Raw genomic sequence first — 16,205 nt, forward strand, 5'->3', positions numbered from 1 at the left:
TGCCGTCGACCGATCAATTGCGCAAGCATCGCTTCGCGACCTACCGATTGGACGTTTCATGGCCGCGTTGCCCGATGATCGCAACCCCGATCCCGTAGCCGGCTCAGCTCCTCTAGCCGGCCCAGATCCCGGCGCAGTCGGCGAAGACGCAGGCTACCGCAAGGGACTCAAGCCCCGCCAGGTGCAGATGATCGGCATCGGCGGGGCGATCGGCTCCGGGCTGTTCCTCGGGGCGGGCGGGCGGCTGGCCAAGGCGGGACCCGGGATGTTCCTGATCTACGCCGTGTGCGGGATCTTCGTCTTCCTCATCCTGCGGGCCTTGGGCGAGTTGGTCTTGCATCGTCCGTCGTCGGGCTCGTTCGTGTCGTACTCGCGAGAGTTCTTCGGCGAGAAGGCCGCCTACGCGATCGGCTGGATGTACTTCCTGGGCTGGTCGATGACGGCCATCGTCGACACCACCGCGATCGCCACCTACCTGCGGCGGTGGACGGCCTTCGAATCCATCCCTCAGTGGGTGCTGGCCCTGCTGGCACTGGTCGTGGTGTTGTCGATGAACCTGATCTCGGTGGAGTGGTTCGGCGAGCTGGAATTCTGGGCGGCGCTGGTCAAGGTTCTCGCGCTGGTGGCCTTCCTGGCGGTCGGGATCGTCTTCCTGGCGGGGCGGTATCGGATCGACGGCCACCGCACCGGGCTGAGCCTGTGGACCAATCACGGCGGACTGTTTCCCTCCGGCGTGCTGGCGGTCCTGCTGACTACCTCGGGCGTCGTATTCGCCTATGCCGCCATCGAATTGGTGGGCACGGCCGCCGGGGAGACCGCCGAGCCGGAGAAGGTCATGCCCCGCGCGATCAACGCGGTCATCGCGCGCATCGCGATCTTTTACGTCGGGTCCGTGGCGCTGCTGGCCTTGCTGCTGCCCTACACCTCCTACAAGGCCACCGAAAGTCCTTTCGTCACCTTCTTTTCGAAGATCGGCTTCCACGGCGCCGGCGACCTGATGAACATCGTGGTGCTCACCGCCGCCCTGTCGAGCCTGAACGCCGGGCTGTATTCCACCGGCCGCATCATGCACTCGATGGCGTCCAGCGGCAGCGGTCCCCGGTTCGCCACCCGGATGTCGAAGAACGGGGTGCCCTTCGTCGGCATTGCGATGGCGGCCGCCATCTGCCTGCTCGGCATCGGCCTGAACGCCGTCAACCCCGGCGAGGCCTTCGAGATCGTGCTCAACATCGTGGCGCCGGGAATCCTCGCGAGCTGGGCCACCATCGTGCTGTGTCAGCTGCGCTTCTACCGGCTGGCCAAGGCCGGGCAGGTAGAACGCCCGCAGTTCCGGATGCCGTGGGCCCCGTATTCCGGGTATCTCACCCTGGCATTTTTGGCCGGCGTCCTGGTCATGATGGCGTTCGATAAGGACACCGGCACCTGGACCATCGCGACGGTGGTGGTGGTCATTCCGGCGCTGAGCGCCGGATGGTTCCTGGTGCGCCGGCGGGTGGCGGCTGTCGCGTCGCAGCGCGCGGCCCCGACCGGCTAGGAGCTGCCGAGGTCGCGGTTGTAGGCGCTGGTGGAGCGGCCCAGCGCGGCGACTTGGGCGTCCAGCTGGGGCAGCAGCTCGGCGGTGGATTTGCGCAGAGGCATTTCGCCGACCGGACTGGACAACACCGGCTTGACCCAACGGAACAGCGCCACCCAGCGCGGGCAGTAGACGCGGGTGCGCCGCCGCTCGATGCCCTTGACGAAGGCGGCCGCGCACTTGTCGACGGTCGTCGTCTTGTTCAATGGCCACGGGAAGCTGGCCAGCAGCTGGTTGAACGCCGGCAGGTCGGACTGGGTGTCGCGGACCAGGGCGGTGTTGATCCAGGACATGTGCGCCGAGCCGACCGTGACGCCCAGGTGGGCCACCTCCAGCCGCAGCGCGTTGGCCAGCAGTTCGACGCCGGCCTTGGAGGCGTTGTACGGCGCCAGCCCGGGGCAGGCGGTGTAGGCGGCCAGCGACGAGACGATGAGGACGTAGCCGCGGCGCTCGATCACCGCCGGCAACGTGGCGCGCACGGTGTGAAAGACGCCGAGCACATTGATGTCGAGCACTCGTTTGAATGCGTCGGAATCGACCTGCAGCACCGATCCGTAGCTGGCGATGCCGGCGTTGGCCACCACCATGTCGATGCCGCCGAATCGCTCGACGGCGCGGGCGGCGGCGGTCTCCATCGCGGACAGGTCGCGCACGTCCGCGACGGCCGTCAGTACCCGTTCTTCGCCGAGTTCGGCGGCGAGGGCTTTCAGATCGGCTTCGTTGAGATCGGTCAAGACGAGCTTGGCGCCCCCGGCAGACAGCCGCCGAGCGGTCTCGGCCCCGATCCCCCGGGCACCGCCGGTGATGAAAACAACTTTGTCCTGCAGCGATGTCATGGTCGCCAACGTACCGTGCGGGCAGTCGGGTGCATCGCCCGCGCCGCGACCTCGGTCGACACCGACAGGATTGTGCACGCGAGCCGCCGATCTGCGGTGAATCAGCAGGCTAATGAATTAGCCTGGAATGGCCCTCGCGCACCGCTGAAATTGACATTAACGAAAATGCCAGGATATTAGGCCGCTCTCACAAGTTTGCGTGGTGACAATGTGTAAGGCTTTATCTGCGGCGGCTCTGGCCACACTGTTCTGCGGAATGATGAGCTGCGCCGGATCGACGGGCTTTTCTCCGTTAACACTACGCTAACTGGACGCTCCCACTACTCTATTTGGCTCGCAGCTAGCCCGAAGAGACCAGCGCCGGCCATAGGCTCCGCGGCATGGCACGCAATTGCGCATGTCGCTGGGGGGTCTCGGTGGATGACAAACAACAGCTCGACCCCACCGTCAGCGACGTTGGTAGATCGTTCGCAAGGCACACCGAACGTTATCGAAACAAAGTCGACATCGACCGTGGCCGCTAAACCACCGGCGCGCGGCGGCACCGCCAACCCTGCCGCCGCGCGCCGGACTAAACCGCACGCGCCGCTGCGTGCACCTGGCAGCGGCGGTCTGCTGCCGGGGAACCGGTCTCAGTGTGCTGCACTGCCTACCCCGTTTTCACCGCCGACTTCTCCGAGTTCGCCTGCCCCGGAGTTGGGGCGAGCTACGGGTGTGCGACCGGAATCAGCCGGCTTCGGTCGCGTCGGCTCCCGTATCTGAAAGGGAGGGACAATGCACAGAAAATCGACCCCACCTGATTTCTCAGTGTGGAAATTCGTGTCGCATGCCAGCTTGGGTGATCTTGACACCTATCTCTGGCACCGTCAGGGCAGCAACCTATTCTGCTGGCGCCCGGTGGGAAAGTCTCGGGATGCAGCGAAAAAGAACAACGTCGCAGAATGACGGGCGGAACTAGCGTCATCCGCTAAACACGAAGAAAACAGCGCGGGTGGGACTACACCACAACTTAGCCGCCCCCACAGCTTGTCTGAGAAGCATCCATCTGCTCTACAGTGAAAATTTCGGCTTTTGCCTTGGTCAACACGAAAAACAACACCGATTGTGACCGTCTCCACCGACATACCGAGCCGGCTGGCGGGCGGTTTACGGCGAAGCGGACCGCGCCGGGCGACGCGCAATCCCCAGCGAACCGCCGCCGCGACAACGCCCTACCCGTGTAAGCGGGCGAACTGACCTTGCCGGTACTGCTCGACGCACGCCGACCGCCGCACCTTGCCACTTGTCGTGATCGGTATCGACCCGGGCGCCACCACAACCAGATCCGCGACGCCGAGGCCGTGCGAGTTGGAGACTGCCGAGGTCACTTCGCGCTCGACGACGGCGAGCTTGTTCGCCCCCTCTCCGTGGGGCGTGGGCTGGTTTTTGACTTCGGCGATGACGACAAGCTTTTCCATGCCCCCATGCGGGACCGCTATCGCCGCGCACCGGCCCCGGGTGATCTCCTGGACCGTCGCTTCGATGTCGTCGGGCGAGTGGTTACGCCCGTAGACGATCAGCAGATCCTTGATGCGGCCGATGATGAACAGCTCACCTTCAAAGATGAATCCCGAGTCGCCGGTTCGCAGCCACGGCGCTTCGGGTGTACCGTCCGACGCAGCGACCAGCCGATCGCCGAACGTGCGTTCGGTCTCCTGGGGCTTTCGCCAGTAGCCCATGGCGACGTTGCCACCGTGCATCCAGATCTCGCCCACGGTGCCCTCGGGACACTCGATCCTGGTGTCGGGGTCGACAACGCGGATCATCGGTGACCGCGGCGCCCCGTAGCTGACCAGTGGTGTACCGGTGGGACTTTCGCAGCGGTCCGCGCTACCGGCGGCCAGCTTCTCGGGATCGAAGTGCACCATTTTGGGCGGCTGCGCCGGTGTGCGAGTCAACGCGTACACCGTCGCCTCGGCGAGCCCATAGCTTGGCCGTACCGCGTTGTCGGGCAGATTGAACCGCGCGAACCGATCGGTGAAACGCCGCAGCGTCGCGGGATGCACGCGCTCACTACCGTTGAGGATGACCAGCACCTCGCCCAGATCCAGTCCCGCCAGGTCCTTATCCGATGTCTTGCGTGCCGCCAACTCGAACGCGAAGTTCGGCGCCGCCGAGAACGCGTGACTTTCCTTGGCCAGCAACTGCATCCACCGCGCCGGTCGCTGCAGAAACGACACCGGGCTGGTCAGCACGGTGCGGATCCCGCCCAGCACCGGCGCGCACACTCCCAGTATCAAACCCATGTCGTGGTAAAACGGCAGCCACGACACAATGGTCGTGTCCGGCGGGGCGACGCCTCCGTGCTCCGCGCAGAAGTCGGACATGATCTGCCGGAAATTGGCCAGCAAGTTGCCTTGAGAGACCATGACCCCGGCCGGTTGCCGGGTCGATCCGGACGTGTACTGCAAATACGCCAGCTCTGAATGATTGTCGCACCCGGGGCCGGATCCTGTCCGGGCGTCCAGGTCCAGCAGGTCGACCTCTACGACGGATGGAACCAATCCGCCGGATTGCGACTGGACGTACCCGGCAACGGTTTCCGCGGCCGGGGACGTTGTGAGAATGACGGTTGGCGACGCGTCGCGCAGCACCGAACTGACGCGTTCATCGCTGACGCCGCCTAACGGCACTGAAAGCGGAACCGCGATCTGACCCGCCTGCAATGCAGCGAGAAATGCCACAATGTAATCCAGCCCCTGCGGGGCCATGATCACGGCGCGATCACCCGCCGACCCGCAATCATGAAGCCGCCGCGCAAGGTTGCGCGTTCGCCGATGCAGCTGCGACCACGTCAGACTTTCAGCAACCCCGTTCCAGTCCTGCTCGTAATCGACGAAGGTGAATGCCGTGTCATCGGGCTGCAAGCTGGCGCGTTCACACAGCAGGTCTGACATAGGCGTCTCAACCATCATCACTCCATTCCGCTACGGCCGGGGGTCCAAAAGGGCTTCGTGCGGATCTGCCTTCGATCCCAGCCACGTTCGGTGATCAATATTTTGCGCAACGTTTGTATGGTGCGGGCCTCGCCGGCGAGGTAGGCGACGCCGGGATAGTCGGGCAGCGGGAGCCTGCGCAGGGCGTCGGCGAGCACGGCCGAGTTCGCCGCCGGTGCGCCACCGCGCTCGACCCGGGTTAGTGGGGAGGCCAGGGGCAGGTGATCGGTGTCGGTCACGGCCTCGATCACTCCGTAAACCTCGGCGGTTGGGGGCAGGGATCGAAGCATCGCGGCGAACGCGACCGACGCGGTTTCTTCGCCGGCGAACAGGTGGTAGGGCGCGTCCCGGCGGATGACGAGCTTGCCCTGGGGCCGGGTGAAATGGACGCCGTCTCCGACCGAGGTGGACATCGCCCAGCGCTTGGCGGGTGTCGCGCCCTGCCGGCCACCGTCGTGGTCGACCATCACGATGTCGAGTGCGCCGAGGTCGGGATCGGCGTCGTAGATCGAATACGTGCGCAGCACGGGGTATGGGTGCAGCCGCAGCACGGCATCACGCAGACTCTCGACCTGCAGCCGGACATGCTGACCTGGCGTCCAGGTCAGGCCCCGCAGGCGCGGGCCGCTGAACCGGATGCGGCGCATTCTCGGTGTCAGCCTTTCGATCTCGCTGACCGTCGCCGAAAGAAACACTGCGTCGCGCAGGGTGCTGATGACGGGAAAGTTTTCGACGAGGGTAGCCACGAAAAAACTCCAACTGCTCAGTAGTTGTTGCAGGTGGCGAAGACCCGCTGGACAAGTCCGAACTGCTCGTCAGCCCCCGGCTGGCTCGCCAGCATCTGGGCCATCTGCTGGCGCTGACTCGGCGGCGCGGCCAGGAACTGCCGCAAAAACGAGCCGCTCTCCGGCGAAGCGTTGAATTGTTCGGCCGCTTGGGGATCCGCCGCCTGCAGCGCCGACATCACCTGACCGTAATTGCAGGTGGTGTTGACGAACGGGCTGAGATCCCGATCGGCCGACGCGAGCCCGGCTCCAGCGGTCAATGACAGTGCCAGGCCACAGACCCCGACAGCGAACCTGGTCAACGATACGATCCTCATTTTTTGACACCTCCAACTAATCGTCGCAATGGACCGGCTCACCGAACCGGCGTGAACTCGAGGTGTAATTCCTTGAGGCGCCTGAACAATGGGGTGCGGTCCCATTTCAGCCGACGAGCGCCCGCCGGGCCGTGTTCGGCCTCTGAAAGCCGGATGTCGGCCATTCGGTTAAGGATGCGTTCCAAGCTCACCCGCACTTCGGCGCGAGCAATCGGGGCGCCCGGACACGTGTGGATACCACGGCCGAATGCCATGTGGTGCAATATGTTTGGGCGGCCAAGGCGAAACTCGTCGGGGTCGTCGAACCGCCGTGGATCGCGGTTTGCCGCACCGTTCATCACCAGCACGCTGGTGCCGGCTTGCACATCGATGTCGCCGATCCTGGTGGTGCGACGCGCCAGGCGAAAATTCGTTTTGATCGGGCTTTCGATGCGCAGCATCTCCTCGATGAAGGCGCTGATCTTTGAGTTGTCCTCGCGCAGCTGCTCTTGCAAGTCCGGTCGCTCCGCCAGCGTCAGCATCGACAGACTCAGCAGATCGATCGTCGTGCCGTGGCCGGCGGCGAACATGAAGGTGGCCACGCGGGCAACATCAAGCGCGTCGGGTGTCGTGCCATCGGGAAACTTCGCCAGCGCAAGCTCGGTCAGCACATCGTCACGCGGCTCGCGCCGCCGCTCCTCGATGTACTCGACGAACCACTCCTCTTTCACGCCGACGAAACCACTGCGGTCACCCTCGAGCCGGCTGGCATACGCAGCGCGGCGGAATCGCTCACGGTCGGCCTCGGGCACGTCGAGCAGGTCGGTAATCGCGTCAAGCGTGAATGGAAAATTGTAGTCAATGACCATCTCGCACTTGCCCTTGGCGAGGAACCGGTTGAGTTGCTCGTCGGCAAGACGCCACAGGAAGTCCTCGTTGTTCTTGAGCTGCTTCGGCGTAAACAACCGGCTCAACAGCGAGCGGTGGGCCGTGTGCTTCGGAGGATCAAACGTCAGGAAGTAGTCGCCGAACGTCACCCCCTGGCGGTGCCGCTCAATCAGATCCGAAATGTCGTCGCTGTCGGTTTTGGTCGGAATCCCCGACCATGGGCCGCTGACGATATTGCAGACCGAGAAGGCCTGTTCGGGGTCGCGTTGAACCGCGAGGGCCTCGTCATACCCCGACACCATCACCACACCGTGCGCAGGCTCACGCCATACCGGGCACCGCCGGATCGCGTCGTAGTAGTCGTATGGGTCATCGACGAGCGACTTCTCGGTAAAAAAGTCGAGGTTTTCGGGAGTGGACTTTCGAGTGACCATGTAGTCAGATGTCATTTTTCAACCCTCTCAGCTTGAGGCGGCGTCCGCGGGAACCAGCTTGTCGCGCAGCAATTCGGCTAAGCCGCGGATCGTGCCAATCTTTGCGATGTCGGCGGGCGTCACCCGTACGCCCGTTTCGGTCTGGATGCGGGTAAGCAGTTCGAGGCCACCCAGCGAGTCGAGCCCGTACTCGGAAAGCGGACGGTCGGGATCGACGTTGCGACGCAGGATCAGGCTGACCTGGTCAGAGATCAGGCGCCGCAGCCGGATAGGCCATTCGTCCGGGGCCAGCTCATTGAGCTCGGCACGCAGTTTGCTTGTGCCCGTTGAACTTTGTCCCTCGGAGCGGAACGCTTCGGCGAACGGACTGCGCTCGGCGAACGCGGCCAACCACGGTGTGTTCGTCAACGGGGCATAGCCGGTGCAGGCACGGTCGTGGCGCAGCAGCGCATCGAACGCATAAGCGCCTTCGTCGGGAGCGATCGCGGCGTCGGCGCCTTCGGCCAAGGCGGTGCCACGTCCAATTTGCCCCCACGCGCCCCAGGCGATCGCGGTGGCAGGCAGACCGCGAGCCCGCCGCCAGCGGGTGAAGGCGTCCAGCCAGCTGTTTGCCGCGGCGTAGGCACCTTGCCCGGGTGACCCCACCAGCGCGGCGGCCGAGGAGAACGAGCAGAACCAGTCCAACGGCTGCGAAGCGGTGGCGGTGTGCAGATTCCATGCACCATAAACCTTTGGGGCCCAGTCATGTTCGATGAGATCATCCGTAATGTTGGTCAGCGTGGCATCCTCGATCACCGCCGCCAGATGCAGCACACCGCGCACCGGAAGCCCGGTGGCGGTTGCCGCGGCCACCAACCGCTGAGCCGTGCCGGCCTCGGCTATGTCGCCGCACTCGACGACGACATCGGCACCCGCCCCGCGGATGCGCTCGATCATCGCCCACGCCTCGGGAGTTGGCTGGGAGCGCGAGGACAGCACGATACGCCCGCAGCCGGCCTCCGAACCAGGCGAAGCCATCTTGTCGGCCAGAAACAGCCCCAGGCCACCTAGTCCACCGGTGACAATGTAGGCGCCGTCGCTGCGGAAGACCCCGACCTGCGCCGGCGGCACCATCACGCGGCTGCGGCCGCTGTGCGGGATATCGAGCACGAGTTTGCCGGTGTGTTGCGCGCCGCTCATCACCCGAATCGCCGTGGCGGCATCGGCAAGCGCGTAGTGCCTGGTTTCAGGCATCGGCAACGTACCGTCCGCGGTGAGCCGGTACACGGTGCTCAGCAAGTCACGCAGCCGGTCCGGATGACTGAACGACATCAACGCCAGGTCGAGGGCGTAGAACGTCAGGTTGCGCCGGAACGGGAAGAGCCCCAATCGGGTATCGCCGTAGATGTCGCGTTTGCCGATCTCGACGAATCGCCCACCGAACGCGAGCAATTCGACGCCCGCGCGCTGGGCGGCCCCGATGACCGAGTTGAGCACGATGTCCACGCCATAACCGTCGGTGTCCCGGCGTATCAGGTCGGCGAACTCTACGCTTCGCGAATCGTAGACATGCTCGATTCCCATGTCGCGCAATAATTGTCGACGTTGCTCGCTACCGGCTGTGGCGAAGATCTCGGCGTTCGCAGCCCGCGCGATGGCGATCGCCGCCTGTCCTACCCCACCGGTCGCGGAGTGGATCAGCACCCGATCACCGGCACTGATGCGGGCCAGGTCGTGCAGGCCGTAATAGGCGGTGGCGTGCGCGGTGGTCACCGCCGCGGCCTGGTGATCGGTCAGGCCGACCGGCAGCGTGACAGCCAGGCGCGCTTCGCAGGTGAGGAAGTTACCCCAACAACCATTGGCGCTCAGTCCCCCAACATGATCGCCCACCTTGTGGTCGGTCACGTCCGGCCCGACGGCGGTCACCACGCCGGCGAAGTCGGTGCCCAGCTGCGGCAGCCGCCCCTCGAAGGCGGGGTAACGGCCGAACGCAACGAGCACGTCGGCAAAGTTGATGCTGGACGCGCTGACCGCCACCTCGATCTGTCCTGGCCCGGGTGGAATGCGGTCGCTGGCAACGAGTTCGAGTGACTCCAGATCACCCGGCGTACGGATCTGCAGGCGTATCCCGTCCCGCTCGCGGTCTGCGACGACGGTTTGCCGCTCCTCGGGGAGCAGTGGGGCGGGGCACAACCGCGCGGTGTACCACGCGCCATTCCGCCAGGCGGTCTCGTCCTCCTCCAACCCGCCGAGAAGTTGGCGTGCCAGCTGGTCGGCGTCGGTGGCCTCGTCGACGTCGATCTGGCTGGCGCCCAGGTGTGGGTGCTCCATGCCGATCACCCGGACCAGGCCCCGCAGCCCGGCCTGCTCGAGGTTGGGCACGTCGTTGGACACCACGGTTTGGGCGTTGCGGGTCACGACATATAAGCGCGGCGGTTCGCCCGGAAGATCCGCCAATTCACGGGCAATGCGCACCAGATGTTGCACATAGTCCCGGCCCAGCTGCGCACTCCGCTCGTCAGGGTTACCGTTTTTCGGTCCGGTGAGGATCGCCACGCCGGTGAATTCACCGGCACGCAAACGGTTTCCAAGTTGCTCGGAGTTGGAGGTGTGGTCGGCCTGCTGCGGCCAGGACATGGTGGTGCACTGCACCCCATGGTTCTTCAGGGCGTCGGCCAATGTGCTGGCCACCACGTCGGCGGTGGCGCTGGTGCCGATCAGTAGCCAGCTTCCGGCGTCGGTGTGGTCCAGCTCGGGCAATTCTCGTTGCCGCCATTCGATGGTCATCAGCCGCTCGGCCAGCAGTCGATCGTCATTGCCGCTGCCCGATGCGCTGGTGCCCACACGCAGCCCCTGCACGGTGACCAGGACCGCCCCGTGTTCGTCGAGCAGGTCGATGTCCGCCTCGACCCCGGAGGTATCGGCTTTCGTCACCCGTGTGTAGCAGTAATGGACGTTGCGGGCGGCGCCGTAGGCGCGCAGTAGGCGAATACTCAATACCAATCCGAGCGCGCCTTCGCCCAGGGCCTGAACGTCCGGATGAGCCTCCACGGACTGAAAACACGCGTCCAGCAGTGCGGGGTGCACGCCGTAAGCCGCTTGCTGCGAGCGGATTTGGCGGGGTAGCGCCACCTCGGCCAGCACGGTGCCCGTCGCCCCGTCGCCGGTGTGTACCGCGCCGAGACCGGCGAACGCGGGACCGTAGTGGACGCCCCTCTCGTCCATGCGCTTGCGCACTTCTGCGCCGTCATCACAACCCGGATGCGCCGCGAGTAGTGCGGACATGTCGTGCGCACGTGGCTGCTCGTCCTCCGCGACGTGGAGGACGGCGGAAGCATGTCGCGCCTTTTCGGCGCCCTGATGTGACTCCACGGTGAAGTCGACAACGCCCGGCGAGGACAACGACCCCGAGGCGCCGATCGTGGTCAGCTCGTCCAGCAGGAGCGCCTGCTCGAAGCGGATGTCACGAACCTCGGCTGCCTCGCCCAGCACGGTACGCGCCGCCGCCAGCGCCATCTCGCAGTAAGCGGCTCCCGGCAGCATGGGCACGTCTCGAAGCCGGTGGTCCGCGAGCCAGGGTTGGGCGGCGGTGCCGACCTCGGCCTGCCAGACGTGACGTTCCGGTTCCTCGTCCAAGCGCACATGCGGCCCCAGCAGCGGGTGCACTGCAACGGAGCAACCACCGTGTGTCGGGGATTCCTGGCCCCCGCCGCTCAACCACAGCCGCCGGTGCGTCCACGTCGGCAGCGGCGCGTCGACCAGCCGCCCGCTCGGGTAGAGCACCGAGAAATCGACCGCCGCGCCCGCGGTGTGCAGGTCCGCCACAAACCCACGCAGGCCGTGCGGAAGCTTCTGTTCGCGGCGCATACCGGCCAGAGCGGCCATGGGCATCTCGCGATTGCGGGCGGTCTGCTCGAGGGCGCGGACCAGTAGCGGGTGCGGCGACAGCTCGGCAAAGACCCGGTAGCCGTCCTCGAGAGCTGCCTGCACAGCCGTGGCGAATCGCACCATACGGCGCATGTTGTTCGCCCAATAGCGGGCATCGCACACCGGCTGCTCCCGCGGATCGAACAGGGTCGCCGAGTAGAAGGGCACTTGCGGCGTCATCGGGCTGATGTCGGCGAGCACGTCGATCAACTCGTCCATGATCGGATCGACCTGAGGCGAATGGAAGGCGACATCGGTGGGAACCTCGCGCGCCATCACGTCGCGCTGCTCCCAGGCCGCGACCAGGTCGTGAACCGTTTGCGCGGCGCCGGCGATCACCGTGGACTGCGGCGAGGCCACGACCGCCACCACCACATCGTTGATACCGCGTGCCGTCAGTTCCGAAAGCACCTGCTGCGCAGGCAATTCCACCGAAGCCGTGGCACCGGCACCGGCGACGCGGGACATCAGCCGCGAGCGCCGGCAGATCACGCGCACCCCGTCTTCCAGCGATAACGCGCCCGCGGCGACAGCCGCCGCGGCCTCACCGAGGGAGTGCCCGATGACCGCCCCCGGGCGCACCCCGTAGGCCTTCATCGTGGCGGCCAGGGCGACCTGCATGGTGAACAGCGTCGGTTGGACCCGGTCTTGACCGGTCACGGTCTGCGGCGCCGAGATCGCGTTGGTCACCGAGAATCCGGACTCCCGGGCGATCAGCGGCTCGGCTTGCGCGACGGTGGCGGCGAACACCGGTTCGTTCGCCAACAGGTCGGCGCCCATCGCCGCCCACTGCGAACCCTGCCCGGAGAACACCCATACCGGTCCGCGGTCGTCCTGTCCGACCGCGGCCGGATACGGAGTGTCGCCGTCGGCAATTTCGCGCAGGGCCTCTGCGAGCTCGAGCCGGTTGCCGGCTATGGCGGCGGTGCGTACCGGGCGGTGCGCGCGCCGGCGCGCCAGGGTATAGGCAAGGTCGGGCAACGCTAGGTCGTCATGTGCTCGCACCCAATCGGCCAGCCGGCCGGCGGTGCGGCGCAGTTCATCGGCCGAGGTGGACGACAGTGGAAACAGCAGAGACGCCGTCGCCGAAGCTTCGGGCGAGACACCCTCCGGCACAGCGGCTTCGAGAACCTGTTCAGCTGCTTGTTCCACGATGGCGTGCACGTTGGTTCCCGACAGCCCGTACGACGAGACCGCCGCCCGCCGCGGGTGATGGCCGTTCGTGACCCACGGTGTATTCTCTTGCGGCACAAACAGCTTCGTATCTATCCGGGCAAGGTCATCGGGCAGCCGGGTGAAGTGCAGATTCCGGGGAACCACACCGTGTTGCAGGGCGAGGATGGCCTTTAGCAGCCCGAGTGCTCCGGAGGCCGCTTGGGTATGCCCGAAATTGGTCTTCACCGACGCCAGCGCGCAGGGGCCGTCGACGCCATAGACGTTGGCCAAACTGGCGTATTCGATCGGGTCACCCACCGGGGTGCCGGGGCCGTGGGCCTCGACCATGCCGACCGTGTCGGCGTCCACGCCCGCGGCGGCTAACGCCGCCTGATACACCGCCGTCTGGGCGGTCTCCGATGGTGTCGCGATGTTCACGGTGTGCCCGTCCTGGTTAGCAGCGGTCCCACGCAGCACCGCCAGGACTCGGTCCCCGTCGCGTTGCGCGTCCGCCAACCGCTTGAGCAGCAGCATGACGCTGCCCTCCCCGCCCACGAACCCGTCCGCCGCGACGTCGAAGGCGTGGCAGCATCCGGTCGGTGACAGCATGCCCTCGGCCGACCCGGCCGAGAATTTCCGCGGATCCAACGCCAACGTGGCCCCGCCGGCCAGGGCGAGGTCGCTTTCACGCTCGTGCAGGCTGCGGCACGCCAGGTGTATCGCCGTCAGGCCGGAAGAACACGCCGTGTCCACCGTCAATGCGGGACCATGGACTCCCAAGGCATAGGCGATGCGCCCGGAAGCCAGGCTGAAGCTGTTGCCGGAGAAGCCATATGCCCCCTCCACGGAGTTCGCGTCGGCGGCCAGCAATTGGTAGTCGCCATGCGTCAGCCCCAGGAACACACCGGTCAGTGAGTCAGCGATGCGCTCCCGCGTGAGACCGGCGTGTTCCATGGCCTCCCAAGAGGTCTCCAGCAGCAACCGGTGCTGCGGATCCATCGCCGTCGCTTCCCGCTCGTTGATCCCGAAGAACTCGGGATCGAAACCGGCGACGTCGTCGATGAAGGCGCCCCACCGCGATACCGACCGGCCCGGCACACCGGGTTCCGGGTCGTAGTACTCGTCGGCATCCCAGCGATCGGGCGGGATTTCGGTGACCAGGTCATCGCCGCGTAACAACGCTTCCCACAACTGATCCGGCGAGTCGATGCCGCCGGGAAGCCGACACGCCATTCCGATCACCGCAACAGGAGTGACAGTCGTGGTGGCCGTCGGGGGTGACGAGACGGTCGAAGGCGAGCGCTGCATGGCGTCGTCGATCAGGTGGGCAGTCATTTCGCCTCCTTGCGGCAACGACCGAGTGGCTTGTCAGTCGCCGGGGTGCCGTCGGTGTTGTGGTCGAACGGGGTAATGGGTCGGTGCGCTCGCTGCAACCGACCTCGCGCGCTAGGGCTGCGCCCGGAAAGGGCCTCGACGAAGTGCATGCCCCGAGCGTCGTGGCTTTCAATCCTGTTGTCAGGCTTATCAAGTCGGTAGCGTAGTCAGGACTCATACATAGAGTGGTAGACGCAAGACGACAGAGTGGTGGCTCCGGCACCGGCAGTAAATTACGCAACCGAAAATCAGCCAGCTTGCATGGATTATATTCTGCGACAGCGCTTTTCGTACATCTACGAGCATGGGATATTGCGCGGCGGGCTGCCCGAGAGGGCCGTACCGCGACCGGCCCGCTCGGCGTCCAGCAGACGTACCGACGACGACTAGCTAAAGCTCCCCGGCATCGAGGGCCCCCTTGACCTCCTGCGCGCGAGCTACCTGCGCCGCGGTGTACCCGATTAGCAGCGCCACCCCACCCAGTAGCACGACCACCCCGGCCAACCACAACAGGCCGTAGGTGTAGCCGCGGTCCAGCGCATGCAACTGGGCGGCATTCATGAACGTCACCGGACCGAGGGTGCCGCCGAGGCGCAGCGTGCGCGAGGTGATGGCGACCTGGATGACGACCAGCACCAGCGGTCCACCCAAGGTCTGCAGCATCATCGAAATCGCCGACGTGGGCCCGATCCGGTCCGAATCGACGGAGGCGATCACCGATAGCGTGAGCGAGACGAAGACCGCCCCGATGCCGATAGCGCCAATGACGAGCGGCAACACAAGATTCGGGAAGTACGGCGTGCCGCGGTTGAAGGTCGATCCGTATAGCGCCGCGCCCAGAATGAGGCCGCAGCTGGCGATTACGACCACCCGGGGCGGGAACCAGGTCACCAGCTTCGACGCCACGGCCACCCCGATGGCCATCGCGATGCCGAACGGGACGAAGGCGATGCCGGCGCGCAGCGGACTGTAGCCCATGATGGTCTGCACATACAGGCCGACCACCACGGTCAGGGTGAAAAATATCCCGCCGGCAAGGAACATGGATGCGAATGTGGCCATCCGGTTGCGGTCGAAGAACAGGCTGACCGGCACGAGGGGGTTCTCGGCCCTGCGCTCCACGACGAGGAACGCCACGAAAGCGGCCAGAGCCACCACGCCCGAACCGAGCGTGACGGCCGACAACCACCCCTTCTCCGGGCCGATCGAGAGGGCGAACACTGCGGCGGTACAGGTGAAGGTGGCCAGCACAGCCCCCGCGATGTCGAGCTTCAACCGCTCCTTCTGGGTTTCCGGCAACGTGTTGACGGCGAGGTAGATCACGGCCAGCCCGATCGGCACGTTCACCAAAAACGCCAGGCGCCACGACATGTCGGTGAGCGCCCCGCCCACCACCAGGCCCAGCACCCCACCGAGACCAGACGTCGCGCCGAACACCGCCGTCGTAAAGTTACGTTGCGGCCCCGTCGGGAAAGTGGTCGCTATCAGCGCCAAAATCGTCGGTGTGGTGATTGCGGCGGCCCCGCCGTGCAGCAGCCGTGCTGATATCAGCACGCCCCCATCCCAGGCGACGCCGCACAGCATCGAGGCGAAAGTGAACAGCGCGACCCCGCCGATGAAAGCACGCTTGCGGCCGATAGCGTCACCCAGGCGGCCGCCCAGCAGCATCAGACCACCAAAGGTCAGCATGTAGGCGGTGATCACCCAACTCCGCGCGGCATCCGATAAGCCGAGCTCGTTCTGGATCCTGGGCAGCGCAAAGATCGCGACGGGGCCGTCCATCGACACCATCAGCTGTATGCCGCCGATCGCGACAACTACGGCGACGAACCGGCGAGACCGCAGCAGAGCCGGAAAGCGCCGCTTCGTATGGTGCAATGTGGTCGGTTCGACGGACATCTTGAACCGCTACTTCGCCGCGTCGCCATAGCGCCAAATGCGCGTTCGGAGAGCGAATCCCTGCGTCTGGGTATCACTCACCGC

Annotated in this window: 8 protein-coding genes; 1 reads left to right on the top strand and 7 read right to left on the bottom strand. The window is 65.7% G+C overall.

The window, feature by feature from the left end:
* The first annotated feature begins 58 nt into the window (after positions 1-58).
* Entirely contained in the window at positions 59-1,534 is a 1,476-nt protein-coding gene (locus DQP58_RS05620) for an amino acid permease (protein WP_112707506.1), read from the top strand.
* On the opposite strand, the gene DQP58_RS05625 is transcribed toward DQP58_RS05620, so the two are convergent.
* The 7 genes from DQP58_RS05625 to DQP58_RS05655 form a co-directional block, all read right to left on the bottom strand.
* Complete coding sequence (locus tag DQP58_RS05625; RefSeq protein WP_112707507.1) at positions 1,531-2,409, bottom strand: SDR family oxidoreductase; 879 nt, start codon at positions 2,407-2,409, stop codon at positions 1,531-1,533. The two genes, DQP58_RS05620 and DQP58_RS05625, sit on opposite strands and share 4 nt — an antisense overlap.
* Before the next feature lie 1,211 nt (positions 2,410-3,620).
* Positions 3,621-5,360 (bottom strand): AMP-binding protein, encoded by a 1,740-nt coding sequence (locus DQP58_RS05630; RefSeq protein WP_112707508.1) that lies wholly within the window; start codon positions 5,358-5,360, stop codon positions 3,621-3,623.
* Positions 5,361-5,362: 2 nt separating this feature from the next.
* Entirely contained in the window at positions 5,363-6,130 is a 768-nt protein-coding gene (locus DQP58_RS05635; RefSeq protein ID WP_112707509.1) for a siderophore-interacting protein, read from the bottom strand.
* A 17-nt stretch (positions 6,131-6,147) separates the two neighbouring features.
* Positions 6,148-6,486 carry a hemophore-related protein gene (locus tag DQP58_RS05640; protein ID WP_112707510.1) on the bottom strand — a complete coding sequence of 113 codons (339 nt, stop codon included), beginning with the start codon at positions 6,484-6,486 and terminating at the stop codon, positions 6,148-6,150.
* A gap of 38 nt (positions 6,487-6,524) precedes the next feature.
* Positions 6,525-7,802 (bottom strand): cytochrome P450, encoded by a 1,278-nt coding sequence (locus DQP58_RS05645; protein ID WP_112707511.1) that lies wholly within the window; start codon positions 7,800-7,802, stop codon positions 6,525-6,527.
* Between the two features lie 12 nt (positions 7,803-7,814).
* Positions 7,815-14,183 carry a sulfolipid-1 biosynthesis phthioceranic/hydroxyphthioceranic acid synthase gene (pks2, locus tag DQP58_RS05650; protein WP_112707512.1) on the bottom strand — a complete coding sequence of 2,123 codons (6,369 nt, stop codon included), beginning with the start codon at positions 14,181-14,183 and terminating at the stop codon, positions 7,815-7,817.
* A gap of 429 nt (positions 14,184-14,612) precedes the next feature.
* The gene (locus tag DQP58_RS05655; protein WP_112707513.1) at positions 14,613-16,121 is read right to left on the bottom strand and encodes an MFS transporter; all 1,509 of its coding nucleotides are present in this window, start codon (positions 16,119-16,121) and stop codon (positions 14,613-14,615) included.
* Positions 16,122-16,205: the final 84 nt, after the last annotated feature.

Origin of the sequence: Mycobacterium colombiense (assembly GCF_003284975.1) — a bacterium.
Classification (GTDB): Bacteria; Actinomycetota; Actinomycetes; order Mycobacteriales; family Mycobacteriaceae; genus Mycobacterium; species Mycobacterium europaeum_A.

Excerpts from the sequence above, each read along its gene's own strand:
- DQP58_RS05620 (WP_112707506.1), top strand. The coding sequence starts at position 59 with ATGGCCGCGTTGCCCGATGATCGCAACCCCGATCCCGTAGCCGGCTCA.
- DQP58_RS05645 (WP_112707511.1), bottom strand. The coding sequence starts at position 7,802 with ATGACATCTGACTACATGGTCACTCGAAAGTCCACTCCCGAAAACCTC.
- pks2 (WP_112707512.1), bottom strand. The coding sequence starts at position 14,183 with ATGACTGCCCACCTGATCGACGACGCCATGCAGCGCTCGCCTTCGACC.
- DQP58_RS05640 (WP_112707510.1), bottom strand. The coding sequence starts at position 6,486 with ATGAGGATCGTATCGTTGACCAGGTTCGCTGTCGGGGTCTGTGGCCTG.
- DQP58_RS05655 (WP_112707513.1), bottom strand. The coding sequence starts at position 16,121 with ATGTCCGTCGAACCGACCACATTGCACCATACGAAGCGGCGCTTTCCG.
- DQP58_RS05630 (WP_112707508.1), bottom strand. The coding sequence starts at position 5,360 with ATGGTTGAGACGCCTATGTCAGACCTGCTGTGTGAACGCGCCAGCTTG.
- DQP58_RS05625 (WP_112707507.1), bottom strand. The coding sequence starts at position 2,409 with ATGACATCGCTGCAGGACAAAGTTGTTTTCATCACCGGCGGTGCCCGG.